The following is a 19,639-nucleotide window of genomic DNA, read 5'->3' as shown; positions in this document are numbered from 1 at the left end:
GCCCCGCACACCGGCCGGGGAGACTGCGCCGCGCACACCCGCCCGGGCCGGACCCGGGTATGAGTCACGACTTGGCCCAGCGCAGCACCTCGCCCAGCACCAGGTCGGTCGCCTCGACGTGCGGGAAGTGGCCGACGCCGTCGAGCAGCCGCCACTCGTACGGAGCCACCACATATCGGCTGGAGCCCTGGGCGGTACGCGGCAGCGATGCCTCGTCCAGCGCGCCGTGCAGTTGCAGGGTCGGGGTGACCAGCGGCTTCTGCATCAGCTTGACGAACCGGTAGCCGTGCAGCCGCAGTACCGACCGGAACGCCCAGCGGTAGCCCTCCATCGCGCAGAAGGCCGCCTGTGGGATGCGCATCGCCTCCCGGCAACGCGCCGCGTAGTCGGCGAAGCCGGGACTGTCGACCCAGCGCGGCCCACCCCAGCGTTGCAGGAAGAAGCCGACCAGCGCCGCGTCGTCCCGGGTCAGCACGTGCTCGTACCGGGGGATCTGGAACTTGAGCGTCGGGGTGGCCGCCGCGAACTGGCCGCGCGGGTCGGCGAAGATCCCGGCGCGCAGCCGGAGCGGGTGCGGTGCGGCGAGCACCACCAGCCGGCGTACCAGGCTCGGGTGGAAGGAGGCGGCGGTCCAGCCGATCATGCCGCCGGCTCCCGAGCCGACAAGTACGGCCGAACGTTCGCCGAGAGCCCGGATCAGTCCGGCGACGTCGGCGGCGAGGGTGTAGCCGTCGTACCCCCGGGGCGGCTTGTCGCTCGCGCCGTAACCGCGCAGGTCGACCGCGACCGCCCGGTAGCCGGCGTCGGCGACCGCCGGCAGCATCTCGTGCCAGGCCCACCAGAACTCCGGGAAGCCGTGCAGGAACAGCACCAGCGGCCCGCTGCCGGCCTCGACGACGTGGAACCGGCTGCCGTTGGCGCCGACGAAGCGGTGCGTCCACGGCCCGTCCACTAGTACGCAGGACTCGTCGACCACCGAGTCGCGGCCGGCACCGCGCTCGCTCATTCCGGCCCACCCGTGGCGGGACCGGCGGCGTTCGTCCGCGCTTTCCGCCCGGCGGCGTACCGGATGTCGGGCCGGTGCCGGCGGCGCCCGCCGGGCCGCTCCTGGCCGGTCCGCTCCTCGCCGCGCCGTTCCTCGCTGACCTGGCCGGTTCGCTGCGTCATCCCCACAGCCTAGGGCCAGCCGTCCCGGACGGACCCGGCGCGATCCGAGGATCAGGGGATCGTCCGGGAGATCCCGGGCAGCCTCGGGAGTTCCGGACAGGGCTCCTCGGCATCCCGGACAGGGCCTCGGCAATCCCGGACAGGGCTGAAGAACACCGGTGACGCCGATCCGGTGCCCGGTTAACGTGCTGGGATGACCTCCGACCATCGGCCCCACCACGCCGACGACGACCTGCCGGTGCCGCTGATCCGGGTGCAGGGCACCCCGACCGAGTGCGGCCTCGGGTACGGTGCGGCGGCCCGTGACCTGATCGTCGCCAATCTGGACTTCTACCTGCGCCGGTTCCGCGAGGAGGGCGGGCTGGACGAGGTGGCGGTCGCCGTCGCCGGGCGGGCCTTCCGGGAGGCGACCCGGCGGCACCATCCCCGGGTCGCCGAACTGCTGGACGGGGTCGCCGAGGGCGCCGGGGCCCGGGTCGAGCAGATCTACGCGCTGAACGCCCGTACCGAGCTGATCTACGGCCGGCACCGGGAGGGCGGTACGGAGGCGCCGCCGGACGCCGCAGCCGGATCGCCGCCGGACGCCGGTGCGGGCGGGTGTACGACGGTAGGGGTGCTCGGTACGCACACCGGCAACGGTCACCTGCTGCTCGGGCAGAACTGGGACTGGCACCCCGACCAGCGTGACGTGATGCTGCTGCTCTGCACCCGGGACGAGCAGGGGCTGACGGTGCTGACCCTGACCGAGGCGGGGATGGTGGCCAAGACCGGGCTGAACTCGGCCGGGGTCGGCGTCTGTGTGAACATGCTCGGCTGTGACCGGGACGGACTGCCGGGTCCCGGTGTCGAGCCGGGTGTGCCGTACCACGTTTTGCTGCGGGCGGCGCTGGAGGCGGACAGCCTCTCCGAGGCGCTGAAGGCCGCCTTCCGGGGCACCCGGAACAGCTCGATCAACCTGTTGCTCGGCCAGGCGGCGGAGGCCGGCGGCGAGCTGATCGACCTGGAACTGGTGCCCGGGGACGCCGGCTGGCTGCATCCGGTCGACGGCTACCTCACGCACGCCAACCACCTGGAGACGGCGCTGCCGGTCTACGACACGATCAAGGACTGGGGCGGCTCGTCGCTGTTCCGGTCGGCCCGGGCCAGGCGGTTGCTGGCGCCGAGAGCGGCCGAGGGCAAGGTCGGCGAGGCCGACCTCGAAGCGCTCTTCCGGGACCACGCCAGTGCACCGCAGAGCATCTGCCGGCACGTCGACGAGCGGATGCCGCGGGCCGAGCGCTCCGAGACGGTCTACTCGGTGCTGCTGGACCTGGACGACCGCCGGTTCGGCATCGCGGCCGGTCCGCCCTGCGGCCACCGGTACGGCTGGCGCGACCTGGCCGCCCTCTGACGGCAGCGCGCCGCCGGGCTGGCCTGGACGGGCACGCCGCCGATCGCCCTGCTGCCGATGTTCGCCGGGAACGCGAGCGGGGCCGGAGGCGCGCTGTGCGCCTCCGGCCCCGACGGTACGTCGGATCAGCGGATCAGGTGCTCAGTTGCTGACCTTGATGATCGCCAGGTCACTGATCAGGCGGTTCTCCAGCAGAAGCTCGATCTTGGTGCCGGTGCCGGCAACCTTCACCGAGTTCATCGGGTTCTGCGCCGACCAGTAGCGGTTCGGGTCCGAGTCGTTGAAGACCGTCACCGGGTTGAGCTTCGGCACCGTGGTCGCCACCCCGTTGAGGTGGAACGTCTGAGCCGGCTTGGCGAACCGGCTGAACGTGGCGTCGAAACTGCTGCGCCGGTTGGTGATGTTGCCGACGCCGGGCACCGTGATCGGGCCGGGTCGGACGTCGACCGGCAGGTTCAGGCCGAAGCCCGGGTGGTCGATCGTGTCGTTGTCGCCGTACGCGTAGTTCACGTACCAGACCAGCAGGCCCTGGTGGTTGGAGAACCGCTCCACGAAGTCCGGCTTGGTGTTCTGCCAGCCGAAGTTGTAGGGACCGGTCTTCAGGGTCTTGTCGTAGCCGTAGTAGGTCCGGTATTCCGCGATGTAGAAGTGCGGAACCGTCTCCGTGACGCTACCGGTGAACCGGCTGAAACCGCGGACGGTCCACGCCGGGTCGGTCGTCTCGGCGCCGTCGGTCCAGACCGCCGCACCGTTGACGACGAGCGAGATGTTGTCCAGGAACGGACCCGCGAAGTGCACACCGCCGTCGGTCTGGTAGCGGTAGCGGAACTGCACGGTCTGCCCCGCGTACGCCGACAGGTCGTACGTCAGGTCGATCCACTCGCCGTCGGTCGAACCGTCGACGCCGGTCTCGCCTTCCTCGATCAGGTCGTTGGCCAGCGGCGTCCAGGTCGAACCGTTGTTCGTCGACACCTCCGCGTAGAGGTAGTCGTAGTCCTCCTCGATCTCGTACTGGGCCTTCGCCGTGATGGCGGCGGTGGTGGCCCCGGTGAGGTCGAGGGTCCGGGCCATGGTGTTGTTCAGGTCGTCGGCGCTGCCGCCCCACCACTCGTACTCACCCGCGAACGGGGTGTTGTAGTCGGTGCTGACCTCCTGGTCGGGCAGGTTCACCACGACCGCCTGGGCCAGGCCGTCGGTCTTGCCGGCCGCACCGAGGGTGGCGAACGTGGTCCCGCTGTCCCACTCGACGGTGGAGTGGTTCAGCCAACCCATGAAGAGCTTCGACCACGGGTCGAAGTAGCCCGGCGTGGAGCCGATGTCCTGCTTGCCGTGGTTGAGCCAGGACCCGGAGGCCATGGCGCTCCAGAACCCGACGCCGTTGTCGCCGCCCTGGGTGTCGTAGAGGTCGGGCAGGCCGAGGTCGTGGCCGTACTCGTGGGCGAAGACGCCCAGACCGCCGTTCTCCGGCTCCGTGGTGTAGTCGCGGATCCAGAGGCCGGTGTTCCCGATCTGCACACCGCCGGCCTTGTTGTTCTCCGGTCCCGCGCTGCCCTGAAGGTTCGGGAAGGCGGCCCAGCGGTGCGACCAGATGGCGTCCGCGCCCTGGGCGCCGCCGCCGGCCTCTTCGCCCTCACCGGCGTGCACCGCCTGGAAGTGGTCGACGTAGCCGTCGGGCTCGTTGAAGTCGCCGTCACCGTCGTAGTCGTACCGGTCCCAGATGTCGAACTGGGCGAGGTAGGACTTGATCTGCTCGGGGGTCTTGCCGGCAGCGACCTGCGACTCGTACCACGAGGTGGCGGTGTCCTTGACGAAGTTCCAGTAGCCGTCGGACTCCGGGATCTCGTTGCTGCCGTACCGGGCCTCGTTGAACGGGACCTTCACCCAGTCGCTGACGTCGCCGCCGACCGTGTAGCGGCCACCCGACTGCTTCAGGTAGAAGTCGGCCATCGACTCCTTGCCCTTGGCGTACATCAGGTCGAGGTACGACTGCCGGTTGAAGTCCGGCTTCCAGATGGTGCTGTTGTCGTCCGTCGCCCCGCCGTCGTAGACCCGGTCCGGTTCCTTGATCTGGTTGTGCAACGGGCCGTCGGTGCCGCCGGTGCGCGAGTCCTTCTGGTTCCCGAACTCCACCAGGATGGTGAAGATCGGGTCGGACTTCGGGGGTTGCTGGTACTCGACGAACCGGTCGGCCTTGATCTGGATGACCTTCGACCCGTTGCGGGTCTGCAGCTTGGCCTTGCCGGACAGCAGTGCGGCGATCGCCTCCTGGCGAACCTGCTGGTGCTGCTCGGCTAGCGGGTCGGGCAGGTTGTCGGCCCGGTGGGCCGCACCCTGGGGCTCCCGATCCACGGGGGCTGGCGCCGACGGAGCGGCGTACGCCGGCGCGGAGAGCGCGCTGGCGGCCAACAGCGTGGCCGTGGCACCCGCCAGGCCCGCCGTGACTCGTCTCCTCAAAGGTCCTCCTCCTTTGTGGAAGTGTTACAGGACAGGCCGGCTCTTGGCGGGCACTGTCATCAGTACGCGACCATCACCATTGCAGATCGGTCGGACCCTGTCACGGGTCGGAGACGCCTCGTTCGGGTGGTCGGATCTACGTCTAATCAGGGCGAAAGCATTCTAACGGTTACCTATTTTCGGACATTGGAATGTCACGATTCGGCTACGGGAGGAACCCCGATCTTCGGTGCCACGTCCGCCCGCCGCACCGCCGGCCGACAACCGGGTGCGCGGGGCGGCGGCCGGTGCCGTGCGAGGTTGCGGCCGGGGCCGACGCGTACCGCCTGACCAGCCCTTCCGCCGGCGGCCCGGACGGCGATGGGCGGACCCGCAGCGGGTCCGCCCATCGATCGTGGTGTGCCAGGTGCGGTCCGCGACCGCTCGCCTCTCAGTCCTCGTCGGACTTGCCGGAACGCATCCCGGACGAGATCAGGTCCATCACCGAGGAGTCCTGCAACGTGGTGACGTCACCCAGCGAGCGGTTCTCCGCCACGTCGCGCAACAACCGGCGCATGATCTTCCCGGAGCGGGTCTTCGGCAGCTCCGGCACCAGCATGATCTGCCGGGGCTTGGCGATCGGGCCGAGGGTCTTCGAGACGTGCTCGCGCAGTTCGGCGATGAGTGCCTCGCCCGCGTCGCCCTCGGTGTCGACCGAGCCGCGCGGAATGGTGAAGGCGACGATCGCCTGCCCGGTGGTCGGGTCGGTCGCGCCGACCACCGCCGCCTCGGCGACCGACGGGTGCGAGACCAGCGCGGACTCCACCTCGGTGGTGGAGATGTTGTGGCCCGACACCAGCATCACGTCGTCGACCCGGCCGAGCAGCCACAGGTCGCCGTCGTCGTCCTTCTTCGCGCCGTCACCGGCGAAGTAGAGCCCGTCGAAGCGGGACCAGTAGGTGTCGATAAACCGCTCGTCGTCGCCCCAGATGGTGCGCAGCATCGACGGCCACGGCTCGCTGAGCACCAGGAAGCCGCCGCCGCCGTCCGGCACCGGGTTGGCCTGGTCGTCCACCACGTCGGCGCTGATCCCCGGCAGCGGGCGCATCGCGCTGCCCGGCTTGGTCGAGGTCACCCCCGGCAGCGGCGAGATCATGATCGCCCCGGTCTCGGTCTGCCACCAGGTGTCGACCACCGGGCACTCGCCCCGACCGATGTTCTGCCGGTACCAGATCCACGCCTCGGGGTTGATCGGCTCGCCGACGCTGCCGAGCAGCCGCAGCGAGGAGAGGTCGTACTGCTTCGGGAACTCGTCGCCCCACTTCATCATGGTGCGGATCAGGGTCGGGGCGGTGTAGAGGATGGTCACCTTGTGCTTCTGCACCAGCTCCCAGAAGCGGCCCTTGTGCGGGGTGTCCGGAGTCCCCTCGTACATCAGCTGGGTGGCGCCGTTGGCAAGCGGGCCGTACACGATGTAGGAGTGCCCGGTCACCCAGCCGATGTCGGCGGTGCACCAGTAGACGTCGGTATCCGGCTTCAGGTCGAAGACCGCGTGGTGGGTGTAGGCGACCTGGGTCAGGTAGCCGCCGGAGGTGTGCAGGATGCCCTTCGGCTTCGCCGTCGTGCCGCTGGTGTAGAGAATGAAGAGTGGGTGCTCGGCGTCGAACGCCTCGGCGGTGTGCTCGGTCGAGGCGGTCTCGACCGACTCGTGCCACCACACGTCCTTGTCGCCGTTCCAGGCCACCTCCTGCCCGGTACGCCGGACCACCAGCACCCGCTCGATCGTCGGGCACTTGGCGACCGCCTCGTCGACGGTCGGCTTCAGCGCCGACGGCTTGCCCCGGCGGAACCCACCGTCGGCGGTGATCACCACCTTGGCGCTGGCATCCTGGATCCGGTTGGTCAGCGCGTCGGCGGAGAAACCGCCGAAGACCACGCTGTGGGTGGCGCCGATCCGGGCGCAGGCGAGCATCGCGACCGCCGCCTCCGGGACCATCGGCAGGTAGATCGCCACCCGGTCGCCGGCGGTGACGCCGAGGTCGGTGAGCGCGTTCGCCGCCTGGCTGGTCATGGCCAGCAGGTCGGCGTAGGTGATGGTGCGGGTGTCGCCGGGCTCGCCCTCCCAGTGGATCGCCACCCGGTCGCCGTGCCCGGCGGCGACGTGCCGGTCCAGGCAGTTGTAGGCGACGTTCAGCTTCCCGCCGACGAACCACTTGGCGAACGGCGGGTTGGACCAGTCGAGGATCTGGTCCCACTCCTGTGCCCAGTCCAGCCGGCCCGCCTGGCGTGCCCAGAACGCCAACCGGTCCCCGGCCGCCTCGTCGTAGGCGTCCGCGGTCACGTTGGCGGCGGCGGCAAGCTCGGCCGGCGGCGGGAACTGCCGGGTCTCCTGCAACAGGTTTGCCAGAGTCTCGCTCATGTGGGTGGCTCCTCAGGCGTCGCGTCAGGGTCGTTCGCTAGGAGGTTAATCGGGCCTGGTAGCCGGGGCGAGGGGTCCGCCCGACTCGCGCCGGTCAACGCGCCGAATGGCCGCGTTCCGGCGCTCGCCGGTCAACCGCGCGGCGGCCGGCTGCCTGGTGGGCGTGCTTCCCGGTGCTCGCCTGGCTGGGCTGTCCGGTGCTTGCCTGGCCGTGCTTTCCGGTGCTCGGCCGGCCATGCTGTCCGGTGCTCGCCCGGCCGTGGTTTCCGGTGCTCGGCGCGGGGACGAACCGGGCGGCAACTACGGTTGACGGCATGGCCGCCGACCCGCTCGCCCCGCTGCTGGACCTCGCCGACGTCGCGCCGGCCGTCGACCGGGCGCGCGAGCGGGTCGACCAGGCGCTGCGACACCGCGCACTGCGCCGGCAGGGCGGCCAGGTCGCGGCCGAGGTCAGCCTGCGGTCCGCGGTGGCCAGTGCCGCTCTGGAGGGGTACGCCCACGAGCGCGAGGCGGTCCGCGCCGGCACCGTCACCGATCCGGTACTCCAGGGTGCCCTCCGGGTCGCCGGGGCACTGCCCGGACTGGCCGACCTGTGGCCGAAGGCGCCCAGACAGGTTCTCGCCCGGCTGCACACCCTGGCCGCCAGGGGAGTCGTGCCGGAGGATGCGCTCGGCCGGCCCGCCCCGGAGCACGGTCCCGGCTCCGGCTCCGGCGCTGGCTCCGGTCCCGGCGGCGAGGCGTCCGGGGTGCCGGTCGCGCTCGGCGCCCGGCTGGACGGGCTGGCCGGACTGGTCGCCGGGGGGACGTCGGTGTCGCCGGTGGTGCTGGCTGCCGTCGTACACGGGGAACTGCTGGCGCTGCGGCCCTTCGCCGGGCCGTCCGGGGTGGTGGCCCGGGCCGCCGCCCGGTTGACCCTGATCTCGACCGGGTTCGACCCGCGTGGCCTGATTGCGGTGGAGTTGGGGCACCTGGAACGCGAGCCGGAGTACGTAGGTGCGGCGGGTGCCTTCGCCACCGGTACGCCGGACGGGCTTCGCTCCTGGCTGCGGCACTACGCCACGGCGGTGGAGATCGGCGCGGACCAGCTGACCGGAATCGGCGACGAGATCGGCTGAACGGCGCTCGCCTCGGCGGTGCCGGCCGGGCCTGTCCCAGGCGGTGCCGTTGCCCCGGGCATGTCCCACGCGGTGCTGCCGTGGGTTGTCAGGCGCGGCTGGCGTGGGTCAGGCGGTAGCGGCGCGGGCCCGGCGGTGCCGGCCGTACCAGGCGATGCCGATGGCGACGCCGACGCCGACCCCGATGGCCGCCGCCGCGACCGGCACGGCGGGACGCTCCCGGAGCCGGCGACCGAGCGGCACCGGGTGCCGGAACTCCAGCACCGGCCAGCCGTTCTCCATGGCGAGCTTGCGCAGCGCCCGGTCCGGGTTGACCACGCTCGGATGGCCGACACACTCCAGCAGCGGACGGTCGCTCACCGAGTCGGAGTAGGCGTACGAGGCGGAGAGGTCGTAGCCGCGCTCCTCGGCCAGCTCGCCGACGGCGTCGACCTTGCTCGGGCCGGCCGCGTAGAACTCCACCTCGCCGCTGTACCGCCCGTCCACCACCGTCATCCGGGTGGCGATCACGTCGGCGACGCCGAGAAGTTCGCCGATCGGCCGGACCATCTCCTCGCCGGAGGCGGAGACGAGTACGACGTCCCGGCCGGCCGCCTGGTGCTCCTCGATCAGGGCAGCCGCCTCGGCGTACACGTAGGGGTTGATCAGCTCGTGCAGCGTCTCGGCGACGATCTGCCGGACCTGCTCCACCGGCCAGCCCTTGCAGAGCGCCGCCAGGTAGTCCCGGGTACGCGCCATCGTCTGCTCGTCGGTCCCACCCAGCCGGAACATGAGCTGGGCGTACGCCGACTTGACCACGTCGCGGCGGGTGATCAGCCCGTCCCGGTAGAACGGACGACCGAACGCCAACGCACTCGACTTGGCGATGACGGTCTTGTCCAGATCGAAGAAAGCGGCGCTTCGGCCCACGGCGCGAAAGTCTAGCCGGATGGTCTATGGTCAGCGGGTGCCCGGGGTCGCCTTTGGCCCCTGCCGACCGGTTCTCCCCTGATCGGCCGATCAGCCCTAGGGTGATCACGGTCACACCTCATCGGCCGACTTTCGCAGGGAGTGGAAGTTAACGCCACTCGACGTATACGGGTCGACTCAGGCATGCTTGTAGTTACGACACACTTTCATATCCTCTGTGCTCGGTAGACCTCGGCGGTCGCACCCCCCGTGACCGCCGGGTGGGTTCGGCTCGACCCCCCCGGAGCCGAACCCCAGACGACCCCCGTCTCCCCCCGACGGGGGTCGTCGCTTTACCGGGTGAAGCGTATTCATGCTGTTCACAGGAGTATTGATGGCTGCCCAAGCTGGTCTTCCGGTGGCAGCGGGCTAGCCGAAATCGGCCGCGGTGATCCCGGCGGGATGCCCGGGAGGCCACTGCACCAGCTCGATCCGGTAGCCGTCCGGGTCAGTCAGCCAGGAGGTCTGCGGGCCGTACGGGCCGGCGGGCTGTTCCACCGGACCCGGCCAGAGCCCCGACTTGATCAGCCTGTCCACCGTCCCGGCGAGGTCGTCGACCTGTATCACGAGGTGGCTGAACCCGGTGCCGACGTCCACCGGCCCGTCGTCCGGCCGGTGCACAAGTTCCAGCGTGACGAACTCCTCCTCCGGGAACTTGAGGACGGTCAGACTGACGCCCTCCCCGACATCCACCCGGCCGACAACGGTGTACCCGAGCGTGGTGTAGAAGCGAAGCGAGGCGGCGACGTCCGAGACGCGGTACGCCGTGTGGAGGGTCTTCACCAGGTCACCATACGAGTGTGCCGCCCGTACGGCGCGCCGCTTCCCGTACCCGTTGATCCACGGCCCGGTGCCCGGCGGTGCGCGCGGCGGCGGATGGTCCCGTTTCGTTGCTACTCGTGGTGCAGGGCGCGGGCCAGGGTCGTCGCGGCCTGGGCGGTGACCGCCTGCGCGGCCTGGGTGGCGGCCAGTGTGTCGAGCATCGCCACGTCGTGGACGGTGCCCTGGTAGCGGACCTGGGTGACGGGTACGCCGGCCTGGCGCAGTTTCGCCGCGTACGCCTCGCCCTCGTCGCGCAGCACGTCCGCCTCGTTCGTGGTGACCAGGGTCGGCGGCATGTTCCGGAGCTGCTCCGGCCTGGCCCGCAGCGGCGAGGCCGTCGGGTCCGTGCGCTCGGCCCGGTCCGGCAGGTACTGGTCCCAGAACCACATCATCTGCTCCCTGCCCAGGTAGTAGCCGGTGCCGAACTCCCGATAGGACGCGGTGTCGAAGTCGGCGTCGGTCACCGGATAGAGCAGCACCTGCCGGGCGAACCGGGGGCCGTCGCGTTGCGCGGCCAGCATCGTCACGACCGTTGCCAGGTTGCCGCCGGACGAGTCGCCCGCGATGGCGAGCCGGGTCGGGTCGAGACCGTAGTCGTCGCCCTGGTCGAGCAGCCACTGCGCCACCGCGTAGCACTCCTCGACCGCGATCGGGAACCGCGCCTCCGGCGACCGGCTGTACTCCGGGAAGACGATCGCCGCGTTGGCCTGCACCGCGAGTTCGCGGATCAGCCGGTCGTGGGTGAGGGAGTCGCCGAAGACCCAGCCAGCGCCGTGGATGTAGAGCACCGCCGGCAGCATCCCGCCGATGCCGCGCGGCCGCATCATCTCCTGCGCGGCGGAGCGGAGTCGTTCCCCCAGCCCGGCGCCCGCGCCGCCGAACCGGCCGGCGCCGCGGGGTTTGACGATTCGGACCGGTACCTGTCCGGTCGGCCCGCCCGGCACCATGATGTCCTCGATGTCCACCTCCGGGCGGGGGATGCTGCCCGACTGCAGCTGGGCCAACTGCATCCGCCCCTGCTCCGGACCGAGCTGGAACGGGTACGGCGGAGTCGCCGTCTTGCGGGCCAGTTCCGCCGCGGCCGGTTCCAGCACCACCGAGGTCATCCGCACGGACTGCGCCATGACGGCTCCTTCCCCCGATCCTCTCCGATTTCGCCTCTCCGATTTTGGCCGCTGGGTGACGGTCGCGGCCTGCCCCGCTCGGGTACCCCTGTCGGTTCCGAATATTGCCTGGTCGGCGGCGTTCCCCCGGGAGGTCCGTCCCATCGCGTACCTACCAGATCAACTGACCTGACGGGCGTTATCCACAGCCGGTCCAGTTATCCACAGCGCGGACTTTCCGGGCTCGGGGCGAGGTTCGTCGACGCCAGGGTGTGCGGGTAGCCGGACCGCCCGTTGGAGCCGGATCTCAGCACAGGAGGACGTGATGCCACCGCGTACCCCGGTCCGTTCCGGACCGCGCCTGCCCCTGGTGGTCACCTCGGACAACGAGCTACTCGACGAACTGCTCCGGCTCGCGGCGGCGGGTGGCGGCGAGGTGGAGGTGGCCGCCGATCCGGCGTCGGCCCGGTCCCGCTGGGCCGCCGCGCCACTCGTGGTGGTCGGCACCGACCAGGCGCAGGCCTGCCTACGGGCGAGACTGCCCCGCCGGCCCCGGGTGGTGCTGGTCGGCCGCTCGGGAGAGGGTGACGGCGGCTGGGAGGTGGCCGAGCTGCTCGGCGCCGAACACGTCGCCGTGCTGCCGGCGGCCGAGCCCTGGCTGGTCGACCGGTTCGGCGAGAGCCTGACCGGGCGAGGGGCGGTGGGCGGACCGGCCCGGATCGTCGCGGTGATCGGCGGGCGAGGTGGGGCGGGCGCGAGCGTACTGGCCGGCGGGCTCGCCATCACCGCCGCCCGGTGCGGCCTGCGCACCCTGCTCGTCGACGCGGACCCGCTCGGCGGCGGCCTCGACCTGGTGCTCGGCTGGGAACAGTTGGAGGGCCTGCGCTGGCCCGCGCTGACCGAGGCGGACGGCCGGGTCGACGCTCCCGCACTGGTCCGGGCGCTGCCCAGCCGGGGCGACCTGGTGATGCTCTCCTGGGATCGCGGTGACCTGCTGGCGCTGCCCGCCGAGGCGATGGCGGCCACCATGGACGCCGGCCGGCGGGGCCGGGACATCGTCGTCGTCGACCTGCCCCGGCAACTCGACGACGCCGCGGTCATCGCCCTCCAGGCGGCCGACCAGACGTTCGTGCTGGTACCCGCCGAGTTGCGGGCCACCGCGGCGGCGGCCCGGGTGGTCGCGGCCGCCGGGCTGCACTGCGCCAACCTCTCGGTCATCGTGCGCGGCCCGGCACCGGGCCGGCTCAAGGCCCGGGAGGTCGCCAGGGCACTCGACCTGCCACTGGCCGGCACGCTGCGGCCCGAGCCGGCGCTCTGCCGGAACCTGGAACGCGGCGAGGCCCCGGCGGCGGCCGGACGAGGCCCACTGGCCGCGCTCTGCCAGCGCATCGTCACCGACCTGACCGGTGCGGCCGGTGTACCGGCCGAAGCACGATGACCGCCCGAGGCCACACGATGACCGTACGAGGCCGCACCGGGACGGTCGGGTCATGAGGCACGAACTCGCCGCCCGGGTCCGGCGCCGGTTCGCCGCCGAGGGCACGACGGTGACTCCGGCGGCCGTCGTCGCGGCGGTACGCGCCGAGCCCGATGCCGCCGTCCTCGGCGACACCACCGTGCTGCGGATGGCCACCCGGGTGCATCACGAGCTGGTCGGGGCCGGCCCGCTGACGCCACTGCTCGCCGACGACCGGGTCACCGACGTGTTGGTGAACGGCACCGAGGTCTGGGTCGACCGGGGCAACGGCCTGTCCCCGGTGTCCGTTCCGCTCGGCGGCCCCGAGGAGGTACGCCGACTCGCCCAGCGGCTCGCCGCCGCGTGTGGCCGACGGCTGGACGAGGGCAGCCCGTACGTCGACGCGCGACTGCCGGACGGCACCCGGCTGCACGCCGTACTGCCGCCGGTGGCGACCAGCGGGCCGTACCTGTCGTTGCGTACCTTCCGCCAGCACCCCTTCACCCTCGACGACCTGGTACGCCACGGCACCCTGTCCGGCAGCGCCGCCACGCTGCTGGCGGCGGTGGTCGCCGCCCGGCTCGCCTATCTGGTGGTCGGCGGCACGGGATCAGGCAAGACGACACTGCTGAACACGCTGCTCGGGCTGGTGCCGCCGACCGAACGGATCGTGCTGGTCGAGGACGCGGCCGAGCTTCGACCGGTGCATCCGCACGTCGTCGGCCTGCAGGCCAGGACGTCCAACGTGGAGGGTGCCGGCTCGGTCGGGCTGAGTGACCTGGTGCGGCAGGCCCTGCGGATGCGCCCCGACCGGCTGGTGGTTGGCGAGTGCCGGGGGGCCGAGGTGGTGGACCTGCTCTCCGCTCTGAACACCGGACACGACGGCGGGGCGGGCACCCTGCACGCCAACGCTCCGGCGGACGTACCGGCCCGGCTGGAGGCACTGGGTCTGCTCGGCGGGCTGCCCCGGCCGGCCCTGCACGCCCAGGTGGCCGCCGCGCTCCAGGTGCTGCTCCAGGTCCGCCGCGGCTCGACGGGACGCGTGCTGGAGGCGGTCTGCCTGTTGCTGCCGGCGGGACCGGAGCGACTGGTCACCGTCGTACCGGCCTGGCGTCGGGATCGCGGACTCGGGCCGGCCGCCCCGGCACTGGCGGCGCTTATCGCCGAGCGCGGGGTTCCGCTGCCACCCCTGCTGGAGGCCACATCCCGGCCCTGGCCGCACCCCTCGGCCGGCCAGCGGGAGCTGACCCGGGGTACGCCGTGACGACCTGGTGGTTGGTGCCTTTGTGCCTGGTCGGCGCCGTGATCCTGGTCGGCTGGCCGGCGCGGCGGATTCGCTCCCGCCGCCGAGCGGTGATCGGCGGACGCCATACCGCGACCCTTCGGCGCTCGATCTCGGCTGGCCAGCCGTGGCAGGCACCCGCGAACGGTACCGGGGTGTTCCGGCCGAGCACCCTGGATCGACTGCTGGGTGCCGTACCGCCGTGGGCAGCCGTCGTCGTCGGTGCTGTCCTGGGCGGTGCCGTCGGCGGCCTCGCCGGTGGTCCGGTCGCCGCGCTCGCCGTCGGCACCTACACCGGCCTGGCGGCACGCGGCCTGCTGCGCAGCCGGGCACTCCGGTCGGCTGAGCGACACCGTCGCCGCCAACTCGACGAACTCTGCGGACTCGCCGCCGACCTCCGCGCCGGCCTGCCGCCCTCGACCCTCACCGAACGGCCGCCCCGCACACCAACAGCCGCCGGGCCACCCGCTCGGACGATGGTGGCCCACGACTCCGGTCGGCTGTTCGATCTCGCCCGAGCGGCGGTACGCCTCGCCGAGCAGACCGGTGCACCCCTGGCCGATCTGTTGGATCGGATCGAGGCCGATGCGCGGGCGATGGATCGGGGACTGGCCGCAGCCGGGGCACAGGCGGCGGGCGCCCGGGCCACCGCGTGGTTGTTGGCCGGGCTGCCGGCCGGTGGGATCGCGTTGGGTTACGCCATCGGCGTCGACCCGCTGGCGGTCCTGCTGCACACACCGCTCGGCGCCGCCTGCGCGGTCGGCGCGATAGTCCTACAACTCGCCGGCCTGTCCTGGGCCGGCCGACTCAGCGGTGCCGGCCGCGCCGACCGGGTCGGCGGCGAGGTGGGGCAGCACGTTTCCGACCCGGCACACTGCCGGCATCCGGCGACGGCGCTCACCCGGCTCGTCGCCTCGGAGCGCTGACGATGGCGCGGATCCTGATCCCGGGAGTCCTGACCGGTCTCGCGCTGCTGCTGGCCCTTGCCGGGATGTCCGCCCGCGCCTCGGCCCGGCGGCGACTCGGCGCGATCGGCGCCGCTGGACCGCCCGTTCGGACAGCCGGGTGGGCGGGCGGCGAATCGCCGCGCGTCCGGATGCGCTGGACCGAGCCGGGCGGGAACGCACCGGGCTGGTCGGGCCGGATCGACCTCGTCCGGCTCGTGTCCGGACTGGCCGGTCTGGTGGTCGGCGTCCTGCTCGGCGGCTGGCTCGGCGTTCTACTCGGAGCCGCGACTGCTGTTGTCCTCGACCGGCTGCTCCGCCGGCTCGAACCAGCCACCGTCCGGCGCCGCCGGCTGCGCGAGTCGGCCGACCTGCCGCTCGCCGCCGACCTGCTGGCGGCGGCACTGCGGGCCGGCGCACCCGTCGACCGGGCCGTCTGTGCGGTCGCCGGAGCGCTCGGCGGACCGCTTGGCGAGCGCCTCGGCGAGGTGGGCCGGACGCTCCAACTCGGCGGTACGCCCGAGGAGGCGTGGACGCGACTCGGACCGGTGCCGGGTGCGGAGCGGCTCAGGTCGGCGGCGGTCCGTTCCTCGGCCAGCGGTGCGGCGCTGGCCGGGGCCCTGACCCGGCTCGCCGACGATCTCCGGGCCGACCGGGTGACCGGGGCCGAGGCAGCGGCCCGGCGCGCCGGTGTGCTGATCGTGCTGCCGCTCGGCCTGTGCTTCCTGCCCGCCTTCATCCTCGCCGGCCTGGTGCCGGTGATCGTCGCCGTGCTCGGCGACGTGCTGTGAACGATTCGAGAAGGGAAACCTGATGCTGCGCAAGTTGACCGCCCGGCTCCGTGGCGACGCCGGAATGAACACCGCCGAGTACGCCGTCGGCACCCTCGCCGCCGTCGCCTTCGCCGGAATCCTGTTGAAGGTACTCACCTCCGGGCGGGTGCAGGCTGCGCTGGCGAGCGTGATCGACCGGGCCCTGTCGTGAGGCGGCGCTGGCCGGTCGACCGCGATCGGGGCTCCTTCACCGCCGAACTGGCGGCCGGCCTGCCGGCGCTGCTGCTGTTGCTGCTTGCCGGGCTCACCGCAGTCAACGCGGTGACCACCAAAGGGCAGTGCGTGGACGCTGCGCGGGAGGCGGCCCTGGCGGCCTCCCGCGGTGCCGCTGGCGAACCGGCCGGGGTCCGGGCCGCACCGCCGGGTGCGACGGTGTCGGTGTCCGTGCGCGGTGATGAGGTGGTGGCCACCGTGCGGGCACCGGTGCGTGCGCTCGGGGCACGGTTGCCTCGGCTGACGGTGAGCGCGATCGCGGTGGCGGCGGTCGAGCCGGGTGCGGCGGAGCCGGCGCCATGACGACCCGGTTGGGTGCGTCGACGGGTCCCCGGGCGACCTGTCGGGGTGCCGGCCGGTCCGATCGGGGTAGCGCGACCGTGTGGCTGCTCGCCGTCGGGTTGGTCCTGGTGGCGTTCAGCCTCGCGGGTGCGGCGATCGGTGCTGCCCGGGTGGCCCGGCATCAGGCCCGGGTAGCGGCGGACCTCGGTGCGCTCGCCGGTGCGGCCCGCACGGTGGAAGGTCCCGACCGGGCATGTGCCAGGGCTGCGGCCGTCGCCGCCGCGAACAGCGCCCGGCTCACCCGCTGCATCGTGGACGGGTTCGACCTCCAGGTCACCGCCGAGGTGACGGTCGAACCGCTGCCCGGGATGACCAGAGTGGCCCGGGTGACGGCCCGAGCCGGCCCCATCCGAAACGAGGAAGCCCTCGTCCGGAACGAGGTGGCTTCTCCGAGCCCGGCTCGGCTATCGTCCGTCGACGTTCCAATGTGGCGGCAGTTCACCGTCGCAGCCGACGCAGGTGAAGTCGCCGTCGCGGACCACGTTGCGCAGGTCGCAGTCGGGGCAGCGGCGGAAGACCAACTCGGCGGTGAAGCCGCCCGGATGCGGCAGGCCGGCCCGGTCGAGCGCCGGGGCCACCGCCGCCCAGGAGTCGAGATCGGGGCAGTAGCCGGTCGACTGGTTGGAGACGTAACCGACGACCCACCGGCCGGAGGAGGCAGCGGACCGCCTGGTCGATTCGAGCTCGAAGGCAACCTCTCCGGCGGCGAGTACGTCCTGGCCCTCCGCACAGGAGACGTGCTCACTGCGCCGGGGCGCCAGCCGCAGCACGCCGGTCAGGTCCACCACGTAGGTGACCGGCTCCGCCCGCTCGGGTTCGGCCACCGACGATACCCAGCGCAGGAAGTCACCCGGGCAGGTGACCCGGTAACCGCCGGATTCCGGCCGGATCGCTGCCCGGATGTCGGCGGGGCCGACGTAGCGGTACCGGCGGGTGAGCGTGGCCATCCGCCGACGGTAGCCCGTCGACTACCACCACGCGAGCGCAGACCGGCGCGTCACAGCGACGTTGGCTCAGCCACGAAGCGGCATCCGACCACCGGTCGTCCGGCCGCCTCCAGTACGCCGGCCCTATCGGGTCACCGGGGGTGTGACAGGGGGCGTCGGGGGTGGGCCGAGAGGCACGCTGGCGCTGCTGCTGCTGTTCCACGAGGCGTCGTAGGCGACGATCCGGATCGTCTCGTAGCCGCCGCGTGGCATGAACACCGCGGAATTGGTGGTGACCTTGGCGGCGATCCGGACCTCGTCGATCGCGAACACGTGGTAGACGTGGTATTCGATCACCCCGATGTTGTCCGTCGCCGGTTCCCAGGTCACCTGGTATCCGTTCGGGGTGACGGCGGTGACCACAGGGTTTCCCGGCGGGCTGGGCGGGACGGTGTCGTTGCCGCTACGCGGGAAGCTCGGCGGCTGGGGGACGAGCGCCCGCGGCGAGAAGGCGGAAATGTTGCCGGCCGCGTCCCGGGCGGTGACCGAGAAATGCGTGGTCGCAGCCGTCGGGCCGAGTTGCAGGGTCAACGGCGTGTTGTCCGGTACGACCCGGGCCAGGTACTGCGAATAGAACTGGTCGCCCTGATAGACGTAGTACTGCGTCACCCCGACGTCGTCGGTCGACGCCGGCCAGGTGAGAGTGACCTGGCCTGGCTCCACCGAGAGCACCTGCGGCTGTCCGGGCGCACTCGGCGGCCGGATGTCCCGAGCCGACGGTTCGACGAGTACGTCGTCGAACCAACTGGTGGCGTAGCTGGTGGCAAGGCCGATCCGGCCCTGGCTGAGCTGGTTGTCGACGGCGGTGACCGAAGCGCTTCCGAGCTGCCCGACCAGCTGGTTGCCCCGGAGGGCGAGCCGCAGCGTCTGCCAGCCCCCGATCGCCGGTGTCGCCGGGGCGGTGCCGAGCACGGTGGTCCGGCCGGAGACGCGTTTGCCCAGTTCGAGCAGCCCGTTCCCACGGATGTTCAGGTAGTAGTGGGTGGTGGTGGACTGGACCCGGGCCAGCAGCCCGATCGAGGAGCGTGCGCTGTTCAACGCGATCGGCCTGACCTGGACGCTGAGCGTGTAGTCGGTCCAGCCGGAGTCGCCGGTCCGGGCGCTCGCGGCGGCGGTGCCGGAACTCTGCCGGTACACCCGTGTGGTGTCCGTGCCGACCGACCACCGTCCCCCGGTGGTCGACCAGCCGGCGGCGTCGCCGTCCTCGAAATCGTCAACGAAGAGTGGTGCTGCCTGTGCCACCACCGAGGGGGCCCGATCCGGCCGCGCGTCCAGGGCGCCGGCGCCCGGAACCTCGCTGCCGACAGCGGTCGACGGCAGGGCGACCGTGAGGGCGGCGCTGACGACCAGCGCCAGGCCGGCGGCGATCAGAGCACACCGGCGGCTGCCGGCTGCGCGTGCCTGGGCTGTGCTCTCGCCGGCTGCGCGGTGGCCGGGGCCGGGCCGACCGGCCACGGTGCTGACGGGGATGGACACGGCGACGACCTGCCTTCGGGACGGACCGGGCGGCGGCCGGCAGCGGCGACCTGACCCGGTCGGCGGGACGGAACGACTATGGCCACCGCCCCGACGGCTCACCGGTGGGATGCGCTCGGCCGCAGTTGGTCGAGACGCGCGGCCAGTGGACGGCGAACGGGGAGTGCAGCGGACGGCGAACGGGGAGTGCGGCGAATCAGGAGTGGACCAAGCGACCAAACCAGAGAGGTGGTGGCGTGGCGATAACGCGATGTGAGTAACAACTCAACTCTACGTATAGAAATTTGCGCCTGTCAATGCCGTGACCGAGCCTGCGACTTCACCCGAATGTGATCGGTGCGTATCTACTGGTCGGATCGTCCAGTGCCGGCCGATGACCCGCCGGCAGGGCTCCTTCGGATACCCCGGCCGATGCCGCCGGTCCCACGGCTTCGCAGCTTCACGCCCCAACGGAGGCCGTGGTTCTCAGCGGAGGCCGCCCTCGGACGCCCGGCGCACCACCCAGCTGTTCATCACCTGATGGATGCTGTGCAGCATCTGGTGGATCTGGTCCAGGCGCTCGGCCTGGGCCAGTGCCGCATACGCCTGCGAGAGCGCGATCTGCTGGTCGACGGTCAGATGTGACTGGTCGATCGTGTACAGCAGTTCGACGGTCTCGGCGATGGTGTCGGCCACGACGTCCTCCTCAGGCGGATCCGTGGAAGCGCTCC

17 protein-coding genes and 2 pseudogenes are annotated in these 19,639 nt (G+C 72.0%); 9 read left to right on the top strand and 10 right to left on the bottom strand.

Annotated features, from left to right (window positions below):
• Positions 1-64: 64 nt before the first annotated feature.
• Both ACN28A_RS11450 and ACN28A_RS11445 read right to left on the bottom strand, forming a co-directional pair.
• Positions 65-1,006, bottom strand: coding sequence for an alpha/beta fold hydrolase (locus tag ACN28A_RS11450; protein ID WP_421394856.1), 942 nt, complete (start codon positions 1,004-1,006; stop codon positions 65-67).
• Entirely contained in the window at positions 1,003-1,167 is a 165-nt protein-coding gene (locus ACN28A_RS11445) for a hypothetical protein (protein WP_421394854.1), read from the bottom strand. Before ACN28A_RS11445 ends, ACN28A_RS11450 begins: the two co-directional genes overlap by 4 nt.
• Before the next feature lie 193 nt (positions 1,168-1,360).
• Between ACN28A_RS11445 and ACN28A_RS11440 the strand changes: the two genes are divergently transcribed.
• The gene (locus ACN28A_RS11440; protein WP_421394853.1) at positions 1,361-2,557 is read left to right on the top strand and encodes a C45 family autoproteolytic acyltransferase/hydolase; all 1,197 of its coding nucleotides are present in this window, start codon (positions 1,361-1,363) and stop codon (positions 2,555-2,557) included.
• Positions 2,558-2,698: 141 nt separating this feature from the next.
• Here the strand turns inward: ACN28A_RS11440 and ACN28A_RS11435 are convergent, their stop codons facing one another.
• Positions 2,699-5,011 carry an immune inhibitor A domain-containing protein gene (locus ACN28A_RS11435; protein WP_421394850.1) on the bottom strand — a complete coding sequence of 771 codons (2,313 nt, stop codon included), beginning with the start codon at positions 5,009-5,011 and terminating at the stop codon, positions 2,699-2,701.
• A gap of 430 nt (positions 5,012-5,441) precedes the next feature.
• Positions 5,442-7,409, bottom strand: a complete 1,968-nt coding sequence (gene acs / locus ACN28A_RS11430) for an acetate--CoA ligase (protein ID WP_421394849.1) — start codon at positions 7,407-7,409, stop codon at positions 5,442-5,444.
• Positions 7,410-7,723: 314 nt separating this feature from the next.
• On the opposite strand from acs, the gene ACN28A_RS11425 reads away from it, so the two are divergent.
• Positions 7,724-8,524, top strand: coding sequence for an oxidoreductase (locus tag ACN28A_RS11425; protein ID WP_421394848.1), 801 nt, complete (start codon positions 7,724-7,726; stop codon positions 8,522-8,524).
• A 108-nt stretch (positions 8,525-8,632) separates the two neighbouring features.
• Here the strand turns inward: ACN28A_RS11425 and ACN28A_RS11420 are convergent, their stop codons facing one another.
• From ACN28A_RS11420 to ACN28A_RS11410, 3 genes are all read right to left on the bottom strand, one after another.
• Complete coding sequence (locus ACN28A_RS11420; RefSeq protein ID WP_421394845.1) at positions 8,633-9,433, bottom strand: HAD family hydrolase; 801 nt, start codon at positions 9,431-9,433, stop codon at positions 8,633-8,635.
• A gap of 408 nt (positions 9,434-9,841) precedes the next feature.
• Positions 9,842-10,255, bottom strand: coding sequence for a VOC family protein (locus ACN28A_RS11415; protein WP_421394844.1), 414 nt, complete (start codon positions 10,253-10,255; stop codon positions 9,842-9,844).
• Between the two features lie 110 nt (positions 10,256-10,365).
• On the bottom strand, positions 10,366-11,418 hold the full coding sequence (locus ACN28A_RS11410) for an alpha/beta hydrolase (RefSeq protein WP_421394842.1): 1,053 nt from the start codon (positions 11,416-11,418) through the stop codon (positions 10,366-10,368).
• A gap of 304 nt (positions 11,419-11,722) precedes the next feature.
• Between ACN28A_RS11410 and ssd the strand changes: the two genes are divergently transcribed.
• The 7 genes and pseudogenes from ssd to ACN28A_RS11375 form a co-directional block, all read left to right on the top strand.
• Complete coding sequence (gene ssd, locus ACN28A_RS11405) at positions 11,723-12,835, top strand: septum site-determining protein Ssd (protein WP_421394840.1); 1,113 nt, start codon at positions 11,723-11,725, stop codon at positions 12,833-12,835.
• Between the two features lie 52 nt (positions 12,836-12,887).
• Positions 12,888-14,117, top strand: coding sequence for a TadA family conjugal transfer-associated ATPase (locus tag ACN28A_RS11400; protein ID WP_421394837.1), 1,230 nt, complete (start codon positions 12,888-12,890; stop codon positions 14,115-14,117).
• 287 nt (positions 14,118-14,404) lie between these two features.
• Positions 14,405-14,947: pseudogene (locus tag ACN28A_RS11395) on the top strand (type II secretion system F family protein); the annotation flags it as partial.
• Between the two features lie 116 nt (positions 14,948-15,063).
• Positions 15,064-15,870 carry a type II secretion system F family protein gene (locus ACN28A_RS11390; RefSeq protein WP_421394835.1) on the top strand — a complete coding sequence of 269 codons (807 nt, stop codon included), beginning with the start codon at positions 15,064-15,066 and terminating at the stop codon, positions 15,868-15,870.
• A gap of 22 nt (positions 15,871-15,892) precedes the next feature.
• Positions 15,893-16,063, top strand: coding sequence for a DUF4244 domain-containing protein (locus tag ACN28A_RS11385; protein ID WP_203869302.1), 171 nt, complete (start codon positions 15,893-15,895; stop codon positions 16,061-16,063).
• Complete coding sequence (locus ACN28A_RS11380; protein ID WP_421394833.1) at positions 16,060-16,428, top strand: TadE family type IV pilus minor pilin; 369 nt, start codon at positions 16,060-16,062, stop codon at positions 16,426-16,428. The genes ACN28A_RS11385 and ACN28A_RS11380 overlap by 4 nt, the downstream gene beginning before the upstream one ends.
• Positions 16,425-16,820: pseudogene (locus ACN28A_RS11375) on the top strand (Rv3654c family TadE-like protein); the annotation flags it as partial. The gene ACN28A_RS11380 and the pseudogene ACN28A_RS11375, both read left to right, overlap by 4 nt.
• Before the next feature lie 51 nt (positions 16,821-16,871).
• Here the strand turns inward: ACN28A_RS11375 and ACN28A_RS11370 are convergent.
• The 3 genes from ACN28A_RS11370 to ACN28A_RS11360 form a co-directional block, all read right to left on the bottom strand.
• A complete protein-coding gene (locus tag ACN28A_RS11370) occupies positions 16,872-17,414 on the bottom strand; it encodes a hypothetical protein (protein ID WP_421394831.1) in 543 nt (180 codons plus the stop codon).
• Positions 17,415-17,537: 123 nt separating this feature from the next.
• On the bottom strand, positions 17,538-18,929 hold the full coding sequence (locus ACN28A_RS11365; RefSeq protein WP_421394830.1) for a hypothetical protein: 1,392 nt from the start codon (positions 18,927-18,929) through the stop codon (positions 17,538-17,540).
• A gap of 465 nt (positions 18,930-19,394) precedes the next feature.
• Positions 19,395-19,604 (bottom strand): hypothetical protein, encoded by a 210-nt coding sequence (locus ACN28A_RS11360; RefSeq protein WP_421394828.1) that lies wholly within the window; start codon positions 19,602-19,604, stop codon positions 19,395-19,397.
• Positions 19,605-19,639: the final 35 nt, after the last annotated feature.

The organism is Plantactinospora sp. WMMB782 (assembly GCF_049179135.1).
GTDB lineage: Bacteria > Actinomycetota > Actinomycetes > Mycobacteriales > Micromonosporaceae > Plantactinospora.
This window is presented reverse-complemented; position numbering and strand designations above follow the sequence as displayed.